Annotated in this window: 15 protein-coding genes and 1 pseudogene; 6 read left to right on the top strand and 10 right to left on the bottom strand. The window is 26.6% G+C overall.

Going from position 1 to position 16,629, the window contains the following annotated elements:
- Positions 1-38: 38 nt before the first annotated feature.
- The 4 genes from IC218_RS02295 (at position 39) to IC218_RS02280 (ending at position 3,867) form a co-directional block, all read left to right on the top strand.
- Positions 39-221 (top strand): hypothetical protein, encoded by a 183-nt coding sequence (locus tag IC218_RS02295; protein ID WP_227432883.1) that lies wholly within the window; start codon positions 39-41, stop codon positions 219-221.
- 232 nt (positions 222-453) lie between these two features.
- A complete protein-coding gene (locus IC218_RS02290; RefSeq protein ID WP_227432882.1) occupies positions 454-1,368 on the top strand; it encodes a DUF2935 domain-containing protein in 915 nt (304 codons plus the stop codon).
- Positions 1,369-1,813: 445 nt separating this feature from the next.
- On the top strand, positions 1,814-2,461 hold the full coding sequence (locus IC218_RS02285; RefSeq protein WP_227432881.1) for a lactate utilization protein: 648 nt from the start codon (positions 1,814-1,816) through the stop codon (positions 2,459-2,461).
- A 563-nt stretch (positions 2,462-3,024) separates the two neighbouring features.
- On the top strand, positions 3,025-3,867 hold the full coding sequence (locus IC218_RS02280; protein ID WP_227432879.1) for a creatininase family protein: 843 nt from the start codon (positions 3,025-3,027) through the stop codon (positions 3,865-3,867).
- Between the two features lie 917 nt (positions 3,868-4,784).
- Here IC218_RS02280 and IC218_RS02275 read toward each other — a convergent pair.
- The 3 genes and pseudogenes from IC218_RS02275 to IC218_RS02265 form a co-directional block, all read right to left on the bottom strand.
- Positions 4,785-5,636: pseudogene (locus IC218_RS02275) on the bottom strand (4Fe-4S binding protein); the annotation flags it as partial.
- Between the two features lie 10 nt (positions 5,637-5,646).
- A complete protein-coding gene (locus IC218_RS02270; protein WP_227432878.1) occupies positions 5,647-5,796 on the bottom strand; it encodes a CD1871A family CXXC motif-containing protein in 150 nt (49 codons plus the stop codon).
- On the bottom strand, positions 5,789-6,373 hold the full coding sequence (locus IC218_RS02265; RefSeq protein ID WP_227823733.1) for a TlpA family protein disulfide reductase: 585 nt from the start codon (positions 6,371-6,373) through the stop codon (positions 5,789-5,791). Before IC218_RS02265 ends, IC218_RS02270 begins: the two co-directional genes overlap by 8 nt.
- A 421-nt stretch (positions 6,374-6,794) precedes the next feature.
- Between IC218_RS02265 and IC218_RS02260 the strand changes: the two genes are divergently transcribed.
- Positions 6,795-8,120 carry an MATE family efflux transporter gene (locus IC218_RS02260; protein ID WP_227823732.1) on the top strand — a complete coding sequence of 442 codons (1,326 nt, stop codon included), beginning with the start codon at positions 6,795-6,797 and terminating at the stop codon, positions 8,118-8,120.
- Positions 8,121-8,297: 177 nt separating this feature from the next.
- On the opposite strand, the gene IC218_RS02255 is transcribed toward IC218_RS02260, so the two are convergent.
- The 7 genes from IC218_RS02255 to IC218_RS02225 form a co-directional block, all read right to left on the bottom strand.
- A complete protein-coding gene (locus tag IC218_RS02255; RefSeq protein ID WP_227823731.1) occupies positions 8,298-9,089 on the bottom strand; it encodes an ABC transporter permease in 792 nt (263 codons plus the stop codon).
- Entirely contained in the window at positions 9,090-9,965 is an 876-nt protein-coding gene (locus IC218_RS02250) for an ATP-binding cassette domain-containing protein (protein ID WP_227823730.1), read from the bottom strand.
- A gap of 3 nt (positions 9,966-9,968) precedes the next feature.
- Entirely contained in the window at positions 9,969-10,337 is a 369-nt protein-coding gene (locus IC218_RS02245) for a GntR family transcriptional regulator (protein ID WP_227432872.1), read from the bottom strand.
- 187 nt (positions 10,338-10,524) lie between these two features.
- The gene (gene deoC / locus IC218_RS02240) at positions 10,525-11,184 is read right to left on the bottom strand and encodes a deoxyribose-phosphate aldolase (protein WP_227482328.1); all 660 of its coding nucleotides are present in this window, start codon (positions 11,182-11,184) and stop codon (positions 10,525-10,527) included.
- Between the two features lie 35 nt (positions 11,185-11,219).
- Positions 11,220-12,764: a murein biosynthesis integral membrane protein MurJ gene (murJ, locus tag IC218_RS02235; protein ID WP_227823729.1), complete on the bottom strand. Its 1,545-nt coding sequence runs from the start codon at positions 12,762-12,764 to the stop codon at positions 11,220-11,222.
- Between the two features lie 696 nt (positions 12,765-13,460).
- Positions 13,461-14,345, bottom strand: a complete 885-nt coding sequence (locus IC218_RS02230; protein ID WP_227823728.1) for an RNA polymerase sigma factor RpoD/SigA — start codon at positions 14,343-14,345, stop codon at positions 13,461-13,463.
- Between the two features lie 290 nt (positions 14,346-14,635).
- The gene (locus IC218_RS02225) at positions 14,636-15,112 is read right to left on the bottom strand and encodes a type I restriction enzyme HsdR N-terminal domain-containing protein (RefSeq protein WP_227432867.1); all 477 of its coding nucleotides are present in this window, start codon (positions 15,110-15,112) and stop codon (positions 14,636-14,638) included.
- Between the two features lie 267 nt (positions 15,113-15,379).
- On the opposite strand from IC218_RS02225, the gene IC218_RS02220 reads away from it, so the two are divergent.
- Positions 15,380-16,570 carry a DUF1002 domain-containing protein gene (locus IC218_RS02220; protein ID WP_227482326.1) on the top strand — a complete coding sequence of 397 codons (1,191 nt, stop codon included), beginning with the start codon at positions 15,380-15,382 and terminating at the stop codon, positions 16,568-16,570.
- The last annotated feature ends 59 nt before the right edge of the window (positions 16,571-16,629 follow it).

Here is a 16,629-nt window from a genome sequence, read left to right as displayed (position 1 = left end):
TGAATATTTTAATTTTTCGTTTTTTAGGGGGATTGGTTGTGTTTAAAGATAAAATTGATGAATGTGTCCATATAATGACTGCATATATTGCTAATTTAAAAGAATACTATTCATTTATAGAAACTCAAATCGATGATTTTATTAAAAAATATGGCGAAGATACTGTGGAGTCATGTCTCCATAGAATAATGATTTTATTATGTGAGTGTGGTTTGGCATAAAGTCAAGTATATTAAGTAGGCAAAAGAATTTTATATAAGATTCTTCTTGCCTACTTTTATGTATTTTAGCTTTAATAGTTTTATCCAAAAGTTATGTATTCAAAACTAAAATCTAATAATAAATCTTAAAACTAGTAACAAGAGAATTTAATTAATTTATTTCTAATATACATAAAATCAAATCTTAAGAATAAAGTATTATAAACAAGATAATTTTTAAAGGGAGGAAGTTATGATAGATAATCAAAAATATGTTATTTTATCACTTGAATTACACTTATTTTTTTCAAGAATCATGAAAGAGCATTCTCTTTTTTTGGAAGCAGGATTCACACCTAAAGATTACAATCTTGCTCTAGAAGCTGACCACTATAAAAAGCAATTTGAGGAATTATTATCATATGCTGTTAGTGCTAGCAATGGTGTAATTAGACCTGATATATTATATTCAGAAGAAATTGTCACTAGTCATACATTGAATGCAGAAAAAAAGACAGAGGAATTTACAGGAATAGAAATAAATCAAAACATAACCACAAGAGAATTAAATTTACAAAGTGGTGTAAATCCACAGGTTAGCCAAGATTTAGTAAATTATGTAGCTCAGCTTAACTCAGATTCACTAAAGTTACTTGATGGACTTATTAATCTAAAAGAAAGAGTTCTAGATGGAGTGCTATCATGCAATCTATTTACCTCAAATTACCCTCTACTTATTGAACATATAATACATGAAGCTAACTTATATCGTTCCTATGTAATTGACCTAGAAAATAAAATAGATATTGATTCAAAAGATTTTAAAGAGATAGAATTATTTTGGGACCAAATTATGATGGAGCATGCATTGTTTATGAGAGGATTACTTGACCCATCTGAAAATGAACTAATCAATACTTCAAACGAATTTGCTGCAAAATTTAAGGAATTAATAGAAGAAGCAAATAAAATGAATGATGCTACTATAAATAGTATGACAGATAAAACTCTAGATGAAACAGTTGAATTCAAAGATTTTAAAGAGGCTGGAGTATCTGGAATAGAAGAATGTAAAATAAAATCTATAATATTGCCACTTTTAGCAGACCATGTGTTAAGAGAAGCCAATCATTATATCAGAATATTGGAAAACTACAAAAATATGTAATTAAAAAACTCTAAACAAATTTATATAACATAAAATTAATTAAAGTAAAGATGCATTTAAACTGTTTCTTTACTTTTTTATTATTCAACAGAACTTAAGTCATTTATTTATAATAAATATTTGTGAAAAAATCATATAATCAACTACAATTTACAACATTCTTATATAGTAGTTTTAAAAATAAGAACTCTTAACAGAACTATTTTTCCACTTGATTATTTACTAAAAATTAATAATATACATCTTATAATAAAAACTTATTTGTGTTATAACTATATTGTAACTATTTTCATAATTTTAGGAAAAGTTAATAATAAAATTAGTTTTATGTAAGCTTATTTTGTATAATCTTTTCTTTATCTTTATTTATGCAATTATCTAGTAGGTAAATTTAATTAGCATAATAGTTACAACTTTAAAATTTAAATACAGGAGTGATTTTAGTATGATAAGACAAACACCATTAGAAAAACGTTACGATAAGTTAGGTCCAAACATCGTTACAGCTCTTAAAAAACGCTATTTTGATGCTTATTACTGTAAAACTAAAAACGATGCTTTACAACAAATTTTAGATTTAATTCCTCAAAACCATACAGTCTCATGGGGAGGTTCTGAAACTCTTAAGGAAATGGGTGTACAAATTGCTGTTAAAAATAAAGGATATAAAGTTATTGATAGGGATTTGGCAAAAAGTCCAGAAGAAAGAACAGAAATTATGCGTCAAGCACTTCTATGTGATACTTTTTTAATGAGTAGTAATGCTATTAGTGAAGATGGTCAGCTTTTTAATATTGATGGGAATGGAAATCGTGTAGCTGCAATGATTTTTGGACCAAAAAATGTTATAGTTGTTGCTGGCATGAATAAGATTGTAAAAAATATTGGTGATGCAATACAAAGAACTAGAACAATTGCTGCACCAGCAGTTGTACAGCGTTTTCAAGATGTTAATACTCCTTGCTATATTAATGGTAGTTGTATAGATTGCACAAGTCCTGAAAGTATTTGTGCATATATGGTAACTACAAGAATCAGTCGTCCAGCAAATAAGATAAAAGTAATATTAGTTGGAGAAAATCTTGGTCTATAAAATACATCTGTAAACAAAAATAATTACATAAATAATAAAATAATGTTACATAGTTTACCTACATAAGTGATAGAGAGAAAATTCTATATAAAATTTTCTCTCTATCACTTTTACCTTGTCCTCAAATTTCTATATTCCAATTTTCTTAAATACTATTTCCCTTAGAAATCAAAATATCTACTACTTTTATTATTTAAACTTCTATAATATATAATTTAAATTGTATTTCTAATAAAGTTTTCATAAATACCATAAAGTTTTTTGTTTTAATTTCCGATTGGTGTTTTTTGAATAAATATCTTCTATTTTTTAATAGTACTATACTTGCTCTTTATATTTAGTCCAAAAAATATTGTAATAAATTTATAAGCATTAACTTTTTCACTTAACAATTATTAAAAGAATCGTCGTTGTTTTTAAAATCAGAGTTATTTCTTTCTTGACACTAATATGTATATATATTACTATTTATATAAAGTACTATATATACATATTAGTGTTAATTATTATGTATATAGAAAATAATATCACTACTAAAATAAATTTTCAGGAGGTTCAAGGCTATGAATTATAACTTACTTACTCTTTCATGGGAAGATATTTTGAATTTAGACAAAGAAAAACTAGTAGTATTTGTTGGTATAGCTCCAATTGAGGAACATGGTAGACATTTACCAATAGGTGTGGATATTTATGAAACAGATGAATGGATTAACCTTGCAATTAATAAACTAGACTCAATTTTACCTAGCTATTGTTATGGAAAACTGCCTATAATACCTTTGGGCTTTGCAGATATGGGAACTTTCCCAGGTAATATTCATATTAGCCGTGAATTAATTTACAAAATAATTTATAGTACATTAAAGAACATAGTCAAATGGGGTGTTAAAAATATCGTTGTTATATCTGCTCATGCTGACCCACTACATACAATTGCTATAGAACAAGCCTGTGAATCAATCAACAAAGAATATGGCATAATTTCCATTGCACCTATGGGTTCAATTTTTAATTGCGAACAAAAGGGAATCTTAAGAAAATTTTCTAATTCTATTAAAGAAAAAATCAAATTATTTCCAAATGATTTTCACGCAGGCTGGATTGAAACATCTAATATGTTATCACTCTATCCAGAATTAGTAAATGATAATTACCAAGAACGCCCTGATATATCTATTCAAGATAACGAAATGATGAACATCCAAAAAGTTATCAATACAATTAAAAATGAAGGTCATATTGGATTTCCTAAAGAGGCAAGTGAAGAATTGGGAGTTGAACTAAACAATGACATTGGAGAACAAATATACATAGCTACACATAATTTTATTCTTCGTTCTAATTATGAAAAATATATGAATCATCCTTTATATCATGTCCCAAACTTAAAACTTAAAATTTAAAACTTATAATTACTATAATACTTAATTTTTCAAATCAATATAATCTATTTATAACCTATAAAAAATACCTACATAAACTCTTATAAATAACATAAATAGTATAATAAAAGTGGCACTTATAATTAAGTGCCACTTTTATTATACTATTTATGTTACATATTTAATTATTTTTATATAATTCAAGCAAATATTTATATTGCCAATTATGTTCTTTATTAGCATCTTTATTTCTATAAGAAACAACTTTTACATAATAAACTTCTACATATTGACCATAATTTTAATAAATTATTGAGTATGTTTTATCTATAAATTTAGTTTTTTTATTCTCCATCAAGTTTTTTAAAATAATCTTTATTATACTCAGCTAGATAATCTGTACCTCCTCCAGTAATTACATTTAAAAGTTTCATTGCAAATTCAGGGCTAGCTTTACATATATAATTTTCCCCAGACTTAACGACTTCTAAAGCAATTGTAAACTCTTTTTTATTTGCAGAATCAATGTCCTTCATAGTTGGATTAGGCATCATTTCTCCTAATTTAGGAGGATTCTTTTTTAATATAGAAACCATATCTGTATTATTAATTTTTAAATCTACAATAACTTTATCGTCTTTTTTCTTTATATTTTCGATTTTCCAAGACATATTTTTAGAATACATTTTAAATCCTTCTTTGTCACTATAGATAAAACTACCTAACCCTGATTCTGGAAAATATTTATCTACTTTATCAGAATCTTGAGTCTTTATTGCATTAAACATATTATCTACTTCACTTTTTATTTTATTGTCATTATTACACCCAGTTAATACTAATACTGAGATTGCAAACATCATAATACATATAGTAATCTTCTTCATTAAATTATTTCCCCTTACATTTTTTTTAAATATTGATTTATTCTTTATATTTTTTGAAAAAGTTACAGTAATTGCATTTTTAGGGCACACTTTTATACAATCACCACATCTAATACATTCTAAACTATTTACATCTTCATATATTGGAATATCAAGCTTACATTTTGACTGACATACTGTACAATTTGTACATTTATCTTTATCAATTTTAAATCTATATATTGAAATAGGATTAAAGAAACTATAAATTGCACCTAAAGGACATAAGTACCTACAAAATGGTCTATAAATCATTATTGACACTAATAAAATCAATATCAAAATACTTAATTTCCAGCTAAATAAGAATCCTATGGATTCTTTTAAACTTTCATTTTCTAAAATAAGAGGTACCCCACCTAATAATGTACCTGAAGGACAAATCCACTTGCAAAACCAAGGATTACCACCACCTGCTACATTTACAATAGTAATTGGTAAAATAATTATAAAAACTATTAAAACTATGTATTTTAGATATTTTAAATATTTGTCACCATAAACTTTTTTTACTTTTAATGGAAATGGTATTTTATATAATAAATCTTGAATAAGTCCAAAAGGACAAAGCCATCCACAAACAAAGCGTCCAAAAAAAGCTCCAAATGCCATTAAAAATCCTACAACATAAAATGAAAATTTATAATCCCTACTTGATAAAACGGCTTGTAGTGAACCCATTGGACATGCACCTAGTGCCCCTGGACAAGAATAGCAATTTAATCCAGGTACACACAAGTTTTTACTTTCTCCACCATAAATAGTCCCTTGCAAAAAACCATTTATATATCCATTTGTTAATGCTGTAAATGCAATCTGAGTAATAATTCTTATATTATTGTTTATTTTTGATAATAACTTCATGATTGCTCTCCTAACCAATACCAATACATTCAAGGCAAATCATAATTGCTTTAGTTAATACTATATTTGCTTCTCCACGATATATGCCCAATACAATAAATGAAATACCAATTACAATAATAGAAATACCTTTTTTATTTTCTTTAATAAAGTTACTCATTACTTTTTACCATCTTTAATCTTTCATCTATAATTTTTTTCCATTCTTCTTTGCTATTTGCACCTGCAACTTTGTCACCTACAAATTTCCCGTTCTTGTCTACAAAATAAGTTGTTGGAAACTCTATAATTCTTTTAAAATCAGTCTTTTTCAAACCTTCAGATACTGTTAATTGTTGATAGGTAGCATTTGATTTTTTCATAATATCTTTAACTAAGTCTCTCTCTTCATCCGAAAGACCAGTTTTCATATCAGCTCCATCCACTTCTACAACTAATCCCTTTATAGCTACATTTGAATTATTACTTGCATATTCTTTTGATAAAGCTTCAAGTTCTGGCATCTCACCTACACATGGACCACACCAGGTAGTCCAAACATTAATAAGAGTAAGGTCTTTACTTGAAAACACCTCCTTTGTTACCTTATTTCCATCTACATCTTTGGTTTCTAGATTAAAAAACCATTCACTATTCTTTTCGCTTGTGTCTATAGGCTTAGACTCTTTTTTACTACAACCAGAAAGTATACCTAAAGCAAAAACACATCCCAAAACTAATACAAAAAACCTTTTCATACTTCACACTCCTAATATCTATATAATATATAAAATTGTTGATTGAAATAAAAGTAACCTATTCTCTATACTATAGTTATTATATTTAATAAATAATAGCCAACCTAAGGAAAACTATATTGAATATATATAGTTACTAAAATATACTTCTTATCAAACAAAATCTTATATATATGATAAGCTGTAAAACTTAAGATTATATACCTATATTTCTAAAGATTTTCTTAAGATATAATTATCTTTTTCAATAGAGTATAGTTATTCTTTCAATAAAAGTTCATTAATCGCTATTCTATAAATCCTACGAAACATAAGTTATTATTGATTTAAAGCCATTTATAATATTAACAAAGTTTTTCTTGACTATATAGTTACTATATACCTTATTATATATAGAGAGTAATAAAAGGAGGTAAAATTTATGGAAAATTTATTTACAAGAAAATTCACTACTTTTGAATTTCTAAAATTTGTTTCTCCTGCAATTATATCCATGGTATTTATATCTTTATACACAATAATAGATGGTATATTTGTGTCAACATTAGTTGGCTCAGATGCTCTTGCTAGTATAAATATTGTACTACCCATAATCAACCTTGTTTGTGGTTTTGGAATAATGATGGCAACTGGTGGAGGAGCTATAGTTTCTATACGTATGGGGGGAAATAGACAAGATGAAGCCAATTCTACATTTTCTTTTATAGTTTTATTTTCATTGATTATTGGAATTTTATTCACAGTAATCTCGTATTTTTTTGTCAAAGAAATATCTATTTTACTTGGAGCAACAGATAAACTACTACCTTATTGTATAACTTATGGTAAGGTTATGATTTTATGTACACCTTTTTATATTTTAAAATTTATATTTGAATATTTTACAAGAACTGATGGAAACTCTAAACTTAGTTTATTTCTATCAGTAATTGGAGGTGTAACAAATATAATATTAGATTATGTGTTTATTAAATATTTTGGAATGGGTCTTCTAGGTGCTGCGGTTGCAACTGCTATAGGTATCATTTTAACTTGTATTTTAGGTATAGCCTACTTCTTATCAAGTAAATCTACATTAAAATTAAAAAAACCAAAAACTGATTTTAGACTTATAAGAGATACAATGATAAATGGTTCTTCTGAAATGGTTACAGAATTATCTACAGGAATTACAACATTCTTATTTAATATAGTTGCTTTAAGATTAGCTGGAGAAACTGGACTTGCAGCTCTTACTATAGTACTTTATGCTCACTTTTTGATGACATCGGTTTATCTAGGTTTTGCTGCTGGAGTATCACCATTGATAAGTTATAATTTTGGTGCTGAAAATAGTGATAAGTTAAAAGAAACATTTAAGCATTCTTTAAAATTTATATTTGTTTCTTCTATTTTAGTTTTTATTGTAGCTTTAGTTTTTGCACCACTTATTGTTAGGGTTTTTGTAAATCCTGATAATGGAGTATTTGGTTTAGCTTTACAAGGTCTAAAAATATTTGCTTTTGCTTTTTTATTTGTTGGTATAAATATATTTGCATCAGGATTTTTCACAGCATTTCACAACGGAAAAATTTCAGCTATTATATCTTTTAGTCGTGCCTTTGTTTTTGTAATTATAGGAATTGTAATTCTTCCTCCTATATTGCATCTAAATGGATTATGGCTTACTGTTCCATTTGCTGAAATTATAACTATATTTATATCTATATTGTTTATAAAAAAATATAAGAGTAAATATAAGTATTAGTAAAATATATATTTGTTAAAATTAGTAAAGCTAGCTTAAAGTGACCGTATTTAAATTTCTCTTTAGAAACTTTATATTTGCAATGAAATTAAAGCCCTTAAAATCCAAAACAAATGGTTTTTAAGGGCTTTTTACTATTAATATTTAAATCTACTTTTAAGGTAATTTATATTTTAACTATAATAAATCATTTGCATAATCCTTAATTGGAGCTCTTCTAAGTAGTAATATTATTAAGGCTACACAAACAAATATAGTTCCTACTTTTAACCCTAATAAAATAGAAGTATTTTCAAATAAAATAATAATTTTATCTAAATATGTAATCATTTTTTGCATATGTTTAATTGCAAAATTAACTACATAAATTAATATCAATATTGGTAGTCCTATCAATAGAGTAAAGCTAGTAGCTTTTCTAACCCTATAAGTAAAAGCACCCAATAAAGCGCCTATCAAACCTATACATATTTCACTAATACATAAATTTATAAAATAATTTAAGTAAGCTAGTGGCATATTTGCTGTTGATGATTCTATTATTGTGGGTATAGAGATCCAAAGTAAATCTTGTTTCAGTAAAGATAATATATCCACCTTATAACCAGTTATAAACTCCATAGATAACTTTGATAAAAATATTAAAACTATACTTATAATAGAAAGAACAAAGGACAAAATAATTAAGGTTAGTATAATAGCTTTTATACAATTCTTTCTATCTGCCCTTATACTTAAAGCCCCTGAAAAATCTTTATTTACTATGGATATTCCATATACAAATATTAGTATACTTATATAGTTTAAAAGTGTCGTTGTGAAAGATGATAAGTCTTGTTTAGGCAAATTAGCAAAAGTTACAATAATAAGTGGTAAAACATTTAAAAAAGCACCCATTACCAAAAATAAAATTATATATAGTTTTGTATTTTTATTAAAAAATTTCATATATGGTCTTAATTCATTCAATTACAAAACCTCCTTTTTAGTCATACTTACAAACATATCTTGTAATCCTATGTATCCTACATCTATATTTGAATTTTCAATTATATTTTCATCGTTTTTACTAAAGTCACCATAGTAAAAGTAGGCAACTGTATTTCCAAATGATTTCTTAGGCTTTACATTTATTATTGCTTCTAACTTTTCTACTTCTTCTCTGCTTCCAGTAATATAATGAGCTTTTTGTTTTATAGTATCAATATCTTCATCTATAATAATCTTACCTTCATTTAATATTATTACATGCTCTAATAAATCATCTATTTCATCAATTAAATGAGTTGATATTATTATCGTTCTTGGATTTTTTATATAATTATCTAAGATTACATTATAAAATTCTTGCCTGTTTACTGCATCTAGACCAATTGTTGGTTCATCAAATATAGTGATGGCTGAATTGGAACAAATTCCTATTATATTTGAAAGTATAGTCTTCATTCCCCTAGACAATTTTCTATACTTTTTCTTTATATTTAAATCAAAATATTTACATAGTTTTTCTTCTAATGCCTTATCATAATTTTTATAGAAGCTAGAAGAAAACTCGAATATTTGACCTACTTTAAAGTCTGAATTATAAAATTCTTTTTCTCTTACAATACAAATATCTTCCAATACTTTTAAATCTTCTTTTATATTTTTTCCTGAAATTTCTATATCTCCTTCACTTTGAATTAATTGATTTACTATTATATTCAATAATGTAGTTTTCCCAGCACCATTTTTTCCTAATAAACCATATATTTTATTTTCTTCAAAATTCAGAGACATGTTATCAAAAATCTTTTGTTTTTTGAAGCTATGAGACAAATTTTTTATCCTGATAGAGTTACTCATACATTACTCCCCCTTAAAATTTATTATAATATCAACTAATTCTTCTCTGTTTATCTCTAATTTATCTGCTTCTTGAAGTAGATTTTTTATAAAATTATTTTTAAAGTTTTCTTTCCTAACTTCTTTTATTATACTTCTTGCCCCCTCTGATACAAACATTCCTATCCCTCTCTTCTTGTATAAAATATTCTTATCAACTAATGTATTTATTCCTTTCAAGACTGTAGCAGGATTAATTTTATAAAGCTTTGAAAGTTCAGTTGTTGATGGAACCTGCTCTTCTTCTTTTATTCCATCTGATAGTATTTCATCTTCAATTGCTCGTGCTATCTGAATAAATATGGGTTCTTCATTATTTAATATTAATTTCATAGGTTCCTCCTTCCTAAGTTAGTTAATTACTTAAGTAACTAACTATAAGACTATAATATATTATAAAGTTTTCTCTGTCAAGATTAAATAAAAAAAACAGAGGGAAATTTCCCTCTGCCTTTTATTCTATAAATTTATAATTAAACTAATATCTAGTTGTCATTGTTTTATCCATTAATTAATAGTTTTAATAACCTGTTATGTCTTCATTTTTTAATATTTTACATATTGAACTAGTACCTAATCTTTCAGCACCTGCCTCTATAAATTTTTCTGCATCAGAAATCGATTTAACACCTCCAGCAGCCTTTATCTTAACAGTTTCTCCAACATGCTCTTTCATAAGCTTTATATCTTCTAAAGTAGCTCCACCTGTTCCCATTCCAGTAGATGTCTTTATAAAATCTGCACCAGACACTGTTACTATCTCACACATCTTTACTTTTTCATATTCCTCTAAATAACATGTTTCTATAATAACTTTTAATATTTTATCTCCAATAATTGCTTTTATTTCTTTTATCTCATTTTCTATCTTCTCATAGTCCCCATTTTTAATATCTGAAATATTTACAACCATATCAACTTCATCTGCTCCATTTTTAATTGCATCTTCAGCTTCAAATACCTTCGTTGCAGTAGTTTGATATCCTAGGGGAAATCCTATTACTGTGCATACCTTTATTTTACTATTTAAATATTCTACTGCTCTTTTTACATATGATGGTGGTATACAAACTGATGCTACATTCATGTTTATAGCCTCATCACATAAAATCTTAATATCTTCCCATGTCGTTGTAGCCTTTAAAATAGTATGGTCTACTGTTTTTAATATGTGTTTCATAAAATCCTCCTAAATATATAATTAATATAGTTAAACTAGTTTTTTAAGTGTAACTTTCTTTTTGCAATATTTAATATCATATCAACTTCTTCAACTTTAAAAATGGTCATTAGTAATGTATAAATTCCACCTCCAACTATTACTGAAATGGTTAATGATACTAACTCGTTAAGTGTACCTACGCCTAAAAGTCCAAATATAAATTTATACGTAAAATATGATAAAATTCCCATAATAACTGATGCTACTAATGATTTTAAGGTTGCTTTTATTATCTTATCTTGTCCAAAATAACCTACTTTCCTTCTTAAATTTATGAAAAGTAACAATATACATGCAATTGATGATGAACTAGTTGCAAGAGCAAGACCACCATGAGCCATAGGTTTTATTAAAATTAAATCTAGCACTATATTTACACAAACAGATATAATACCATTTACCATAGGTGTTTTTGTATCTTGTAATGAATAAAAAACTTTACCTAATATATCTCTAAGTCCAAATGCAGTCATTCCAACTGCATAGAAAACTAAAGCAGTTGCTGTCATTTGAGTTGCTCTAGCATCAAAAGCTCCTCTTTCAAATATAATTCTAACAACTGGATTTGCAAAAACAATAGACCCAACTGAAATAGGAATCATAGAAATTATTATCATATTGACACTAGATTTAACTGAACTAGTAAATTTTTTTTGATTATTCTCTGCACTTAATTTTGACAGCATTGGGTACATAACAGACACTATTGAGGCTGTAAATGTCCCTGTAACAAAACCATTTAACCTATCTGCATAAGTAAGTGCTGGTATACTACCTTTAACTAATGTAGATGCTAAAGTTGTATCAACTAATGAGTTTACTTGATTAACAGCAACACCTATAAACACTGGTGAAAGTAATACCAGCAATTTTATAAGACTATCATCTTTAAAGTCTAAGTAAAATGAATATTTGTAATCTGTTTTTTTAACAAAAAACATGTAAAAAAGTAGCTGAACTATCATAGCAACTACCGCACCAACTGGAAGTACATATGGTCCAAACACGGTACTTATCATTATTGAAATAATTATTACTATATTATAGGGTATACTACCAAATCCAACTATGATAAAATTTTCTTTTATTTGTAAAAATGCTGACATAACACTAGTAATACCTATAAATATTATTCCTGTTATAAGTACTTTAGTAAATTTTACAGTAAGCTCAAATCTCTCGCCTTCAAATCCTATAGCAAATATACTCACAAGTTGTTTTGAAAAAATCACACCCAGTATAGCTACAATTATGCATATACCAACTATTATATTTAAGACATTGTTTAAAAATTTTACTGCTTGTTTTTCACCTTGTTTACTACTTATGTCTTGATACATTGGTATAAAAGTAGTAACTATAGCAGTTCCTATTGCTGCAAATATAATATTTGGTATATTCATAGCTGTCAAATAACTTTCTGTATACAAACCTGTTCCATAAATTGATGATAAAACTAATTCTCTACCCATGCCAAGAATCTTAGATATTACAGTAACTATCATCAAATAAAAAGTTGCTTTAGCCACTTTGCTCATTTCATCACTCCACTTCTAACACACTTCTTTTAGTTCAGTAAAAGCTAGCCTATTATATATAATTTAATCTATTATTCCTACATTTTCTGAAGATAATAGTAGTTGTTTATTCTTTAATATATCATAAATAACATTATTTTTTATGTTTTTTATTTATACAACATTTTCTATAATCGCAATTTAAATCTAATAGAATAAATTTAATTGAATTCACAGAAATGGAGTTATTATTTTCTAATCTAGGTAAAACAAAACACTTATATTAGCAATATCTTTAAATTTCATTTTATTCATTTCTTATAACTTAATAATCTCAACATAAGGAAAATATATAATCATTTTTAAGTTATATTTTAACATATTTTATCTATTTTGAAAAATTTTAATCACTTTTACTAAATAACTATTTATTTAAAGAAAATCCAAAAAAGTATTCTCCTCAATGAAGAATACTTAACAGAGATATATAAGTGCATTTTAAATAAAGTACATCAATATGATTATTAATAGTCGTCAATAAGCTAATAAAAGCTCAACTTTTCTGCAAGTTAAAGTAATGTAAAGGTAATTTTTATTTTATTAATCTCATATTTTCCTATTGAAAAACCATTATTGATTATGTGTAAGTATGACAAAAGAAAAAACAAAAGTAGGAGAATCTTTCTCCTACTTTCTTTTATATTCGCTTTATAAATATTAATAAAAATGCTTTAATTGTTTTAATTTACTTGGATGTCTTAATTTTCTTATTGCTTTAGCTTCTATTTGTCTTATTCTTTCTCTAGTAACTCCAAACACCTTTCCAATTTGCTCTAATGTCTTAGGGGCATCATCATCAATGCCAAATCTCATTCTCAAAACCTGCTGTTCTTGTTCTCCAAGACCTGTAAGTAATTCTTCTATTTTTTCTTTTAAATTATGTTGTTCCACTTCATGCATTACAACATCTTTAAAATCAGCATCTGATGGTATAAATTCAACTAAACTACTATCTTCATCTTCTTTTAATGGTGTATCCAAAGATACAACATTTTTATCTCGTTTTAATAATTCCAATACTTTCTCAACCTCAAGACCACAAGCATCTGCAATCTCATCTACAGTTGGTTCTCTTAATAATACATTTAAAAGTTCTTGTTTCTTTTTCTTTACAAAATTTATTCTTTGGTGAAGATGTATAGGTATTCTAATAGTATTTTCGCAATCATCAATATATCTTGTTATGCTTTGTTTTATCCACCATGTAGCATAAGTGCTAAATTTGTATCCTTTTTTATAATCGTACTTCTCTACTGCTTTTATGAGTCCTATATTTCCCGCTTGAATTAAGTCTAGCATATCAATACTATCTCTTTTATATCTTTTTGCTATGCTCACTACCAACCTATAATTTGAATTTATAAACTTTTCCTTTGCTACTGAAGATGAGTTGATTATTTCCTTTGCCAGCTCTACCTCTTCTCCTGCTGACAACATTTTGTATTCCTCAATTTCCTTTAAATACATTTTCATCGCATTTGATACATTTGATGAACCCACACAAATATAATTTTCATAATTATTTTCTTTTTTAGTATCCATAATCAAACCCCTTCTATTCATAGAATTTGCTAAAACAAAAATAAATAATTTAAAACTACATAATCTACAACTACATAATATCCCCTTCTTCAAATAAGTTGTTTTGTATATTATGTATACAAAGTTATAAAAACTATACCTATAATATTATTCTACCTCTAACCCTAATATCCTCCTTATATATATAATTTATTTTATTATATATTGTTATATCCTAAGTTTTTAGATTGATATATGTCTAAAAAAAGACTGTTGATTAAACAGTCTTTTTTAATATATATGCTTGTTATTTACTTTTCATGATGATTGCATCCACATCCACAATTTTCATCGTGATGATGATGTTCTTCTTCTGAATCTTTAACTTGTTGTTCCATCTCATTAAACTCTTTTACCATTATATCATAAGTTGGAAGTGCTGCCTCAGTATCATATTCTTCGCCTCTCCAATCAGCATACATCATAGCATCACCATTAGTTAAAACCAATCTACCTGACATAGTTATGTTATCTACTTCTTCTAAAAATTCTATTTGTTTTTGTAAAACTTCCCCTTCTAATTCTACATCTTCATCTAAACACTGCACTATCATTACTGGAGCGTAATAATCCTCATCATCTTTAACATTTACAATAATATCTAAAGTTCCCTCTGCACCTTCTTCAAATTCTGCTAATTCAACATTTGTATCAATCATGTCCTGAGGTACCAATAAATCTTCTATTAAATATTTTATTACTCTGTCTTTTACTAATTCTTTTGACATTTATTTTTTCTCCTTCCGATTCTATAACATTATCATAATCATTTCTATATTATAGTATACTACATTAATTGTTTTTTCAATCTCTTATAAAAATTATTTTTTTATTATTTACCTTATATTACCTTTTTTATTACAAACTTGTAATCGCATTGATTTAAAAAATAGTTTATATTTAGTATAATAGAAATGTAGCACATATTTTTATTCAGTATATTGATAAAAATGTATATTGAAAATGTAATGTATGTTAAATCTAGGAGGATTATTATGAAGTTTAAAAAACAAATTAGCTCTATTATTATATCTACTATGCTTGTGTTTGGAAGTTTAAACCTTGCTTATGCAGATGGAACAAATGTTGTTACACTTGGAGCTAACTTATCAGAATCTCAAAAACAACAAATGCTTAATTATTTTGGAGTTAAAAAAGACCAAGTCTTAGTTTTAGATGTAACAAATGCAGAAGAAAGACAATATTTACAAGGTGTTGCAACAGAGAGCCAACTTGGTAAAGTTACTATTTCTTGCTCTTATGTTGAGCCTACAACAAATGGCAATGGAATTAATGTTAAAACAGCAAATTTAACTTGGGTAACTAGCTCAATGATTGCTTCAACACTTACAACAGCTGGTCTTGAAAATGCAAATGTTATTGCTGCTGCTCCATATCCTGTAAGTGGTACTGGTGCATTGACAGGAATTATGAAAGCATTTGAAGATGCATCAGGAAAAAAACTTGACGAAACAAAAAAGGAAATTGCTTCTGAAGAGTTAGTGGTTACAGGTGATTTAGGAGATGATATAGGTCAAGAAAAAGCAACTGGTGTGATGAATGATATCAAAACAGAAATTGTAAAAAATGGTACAAAGGATACTAATCAAATAGCTAATACGATAAATAATGTTGTAAACAATTACAATATTACTATTACACCAGAACAAAAAGAACAAATTCAAGGTGTAATGAAAAAAATAGCTGACCAAGATTATGATTACAATAATATGAAAAATACATTGGATAATGTATCAGACAATGTAAATGAACAACTAAAAAAATTAGGTGATAGTGTTAAAGGTTCTGGAATACTAGATACTATAGGTGGATGGTTTAGTGGAATAGGAGATTGGTTCTCTGGTTTATTCTCAGGAGGAGATAAAAAAGATTTGGGAATCTTAAATAACACTAATGATGAGTCTCTTGGCTCAAATGCTGTGATAAACTCTACAGAAGGTGTTCAAATAAATCCACAAGATAATACTAACTCTAATAATACAGATAACTCAGAAGATAGTACTAACTCTAATAATACGGATAACTCAGAAAATAATAGCGAGAATAATGATAACACTCAATCAAGTGAAAATAACACAACTAATAATTCTGAAAATCAATCCAATACTAATGACTCAGTTGGTTTCTTTGAAAAAATAAAGAATTGGCTTTCAGGTTTATTTTAAAAATTAAGTAAATAAAAGAATTGCCTAATATAGAAATTTTCTATAAAAGGCAATTCTTT

Source organism: Clostridioides sp. ES-S-0005-03, from assembly GCF_020658455.1.
GTDB lineage: Bacteria > Bacillota > Clostridia > Peptostreptococcales > Peptostreptococcaceae > Clostridioides.
The sequence above is the reverse complement of the archived record's forward strand: the minus strand, read 5'-3'. Positions and strand labels throughout refer to the sequence as shown.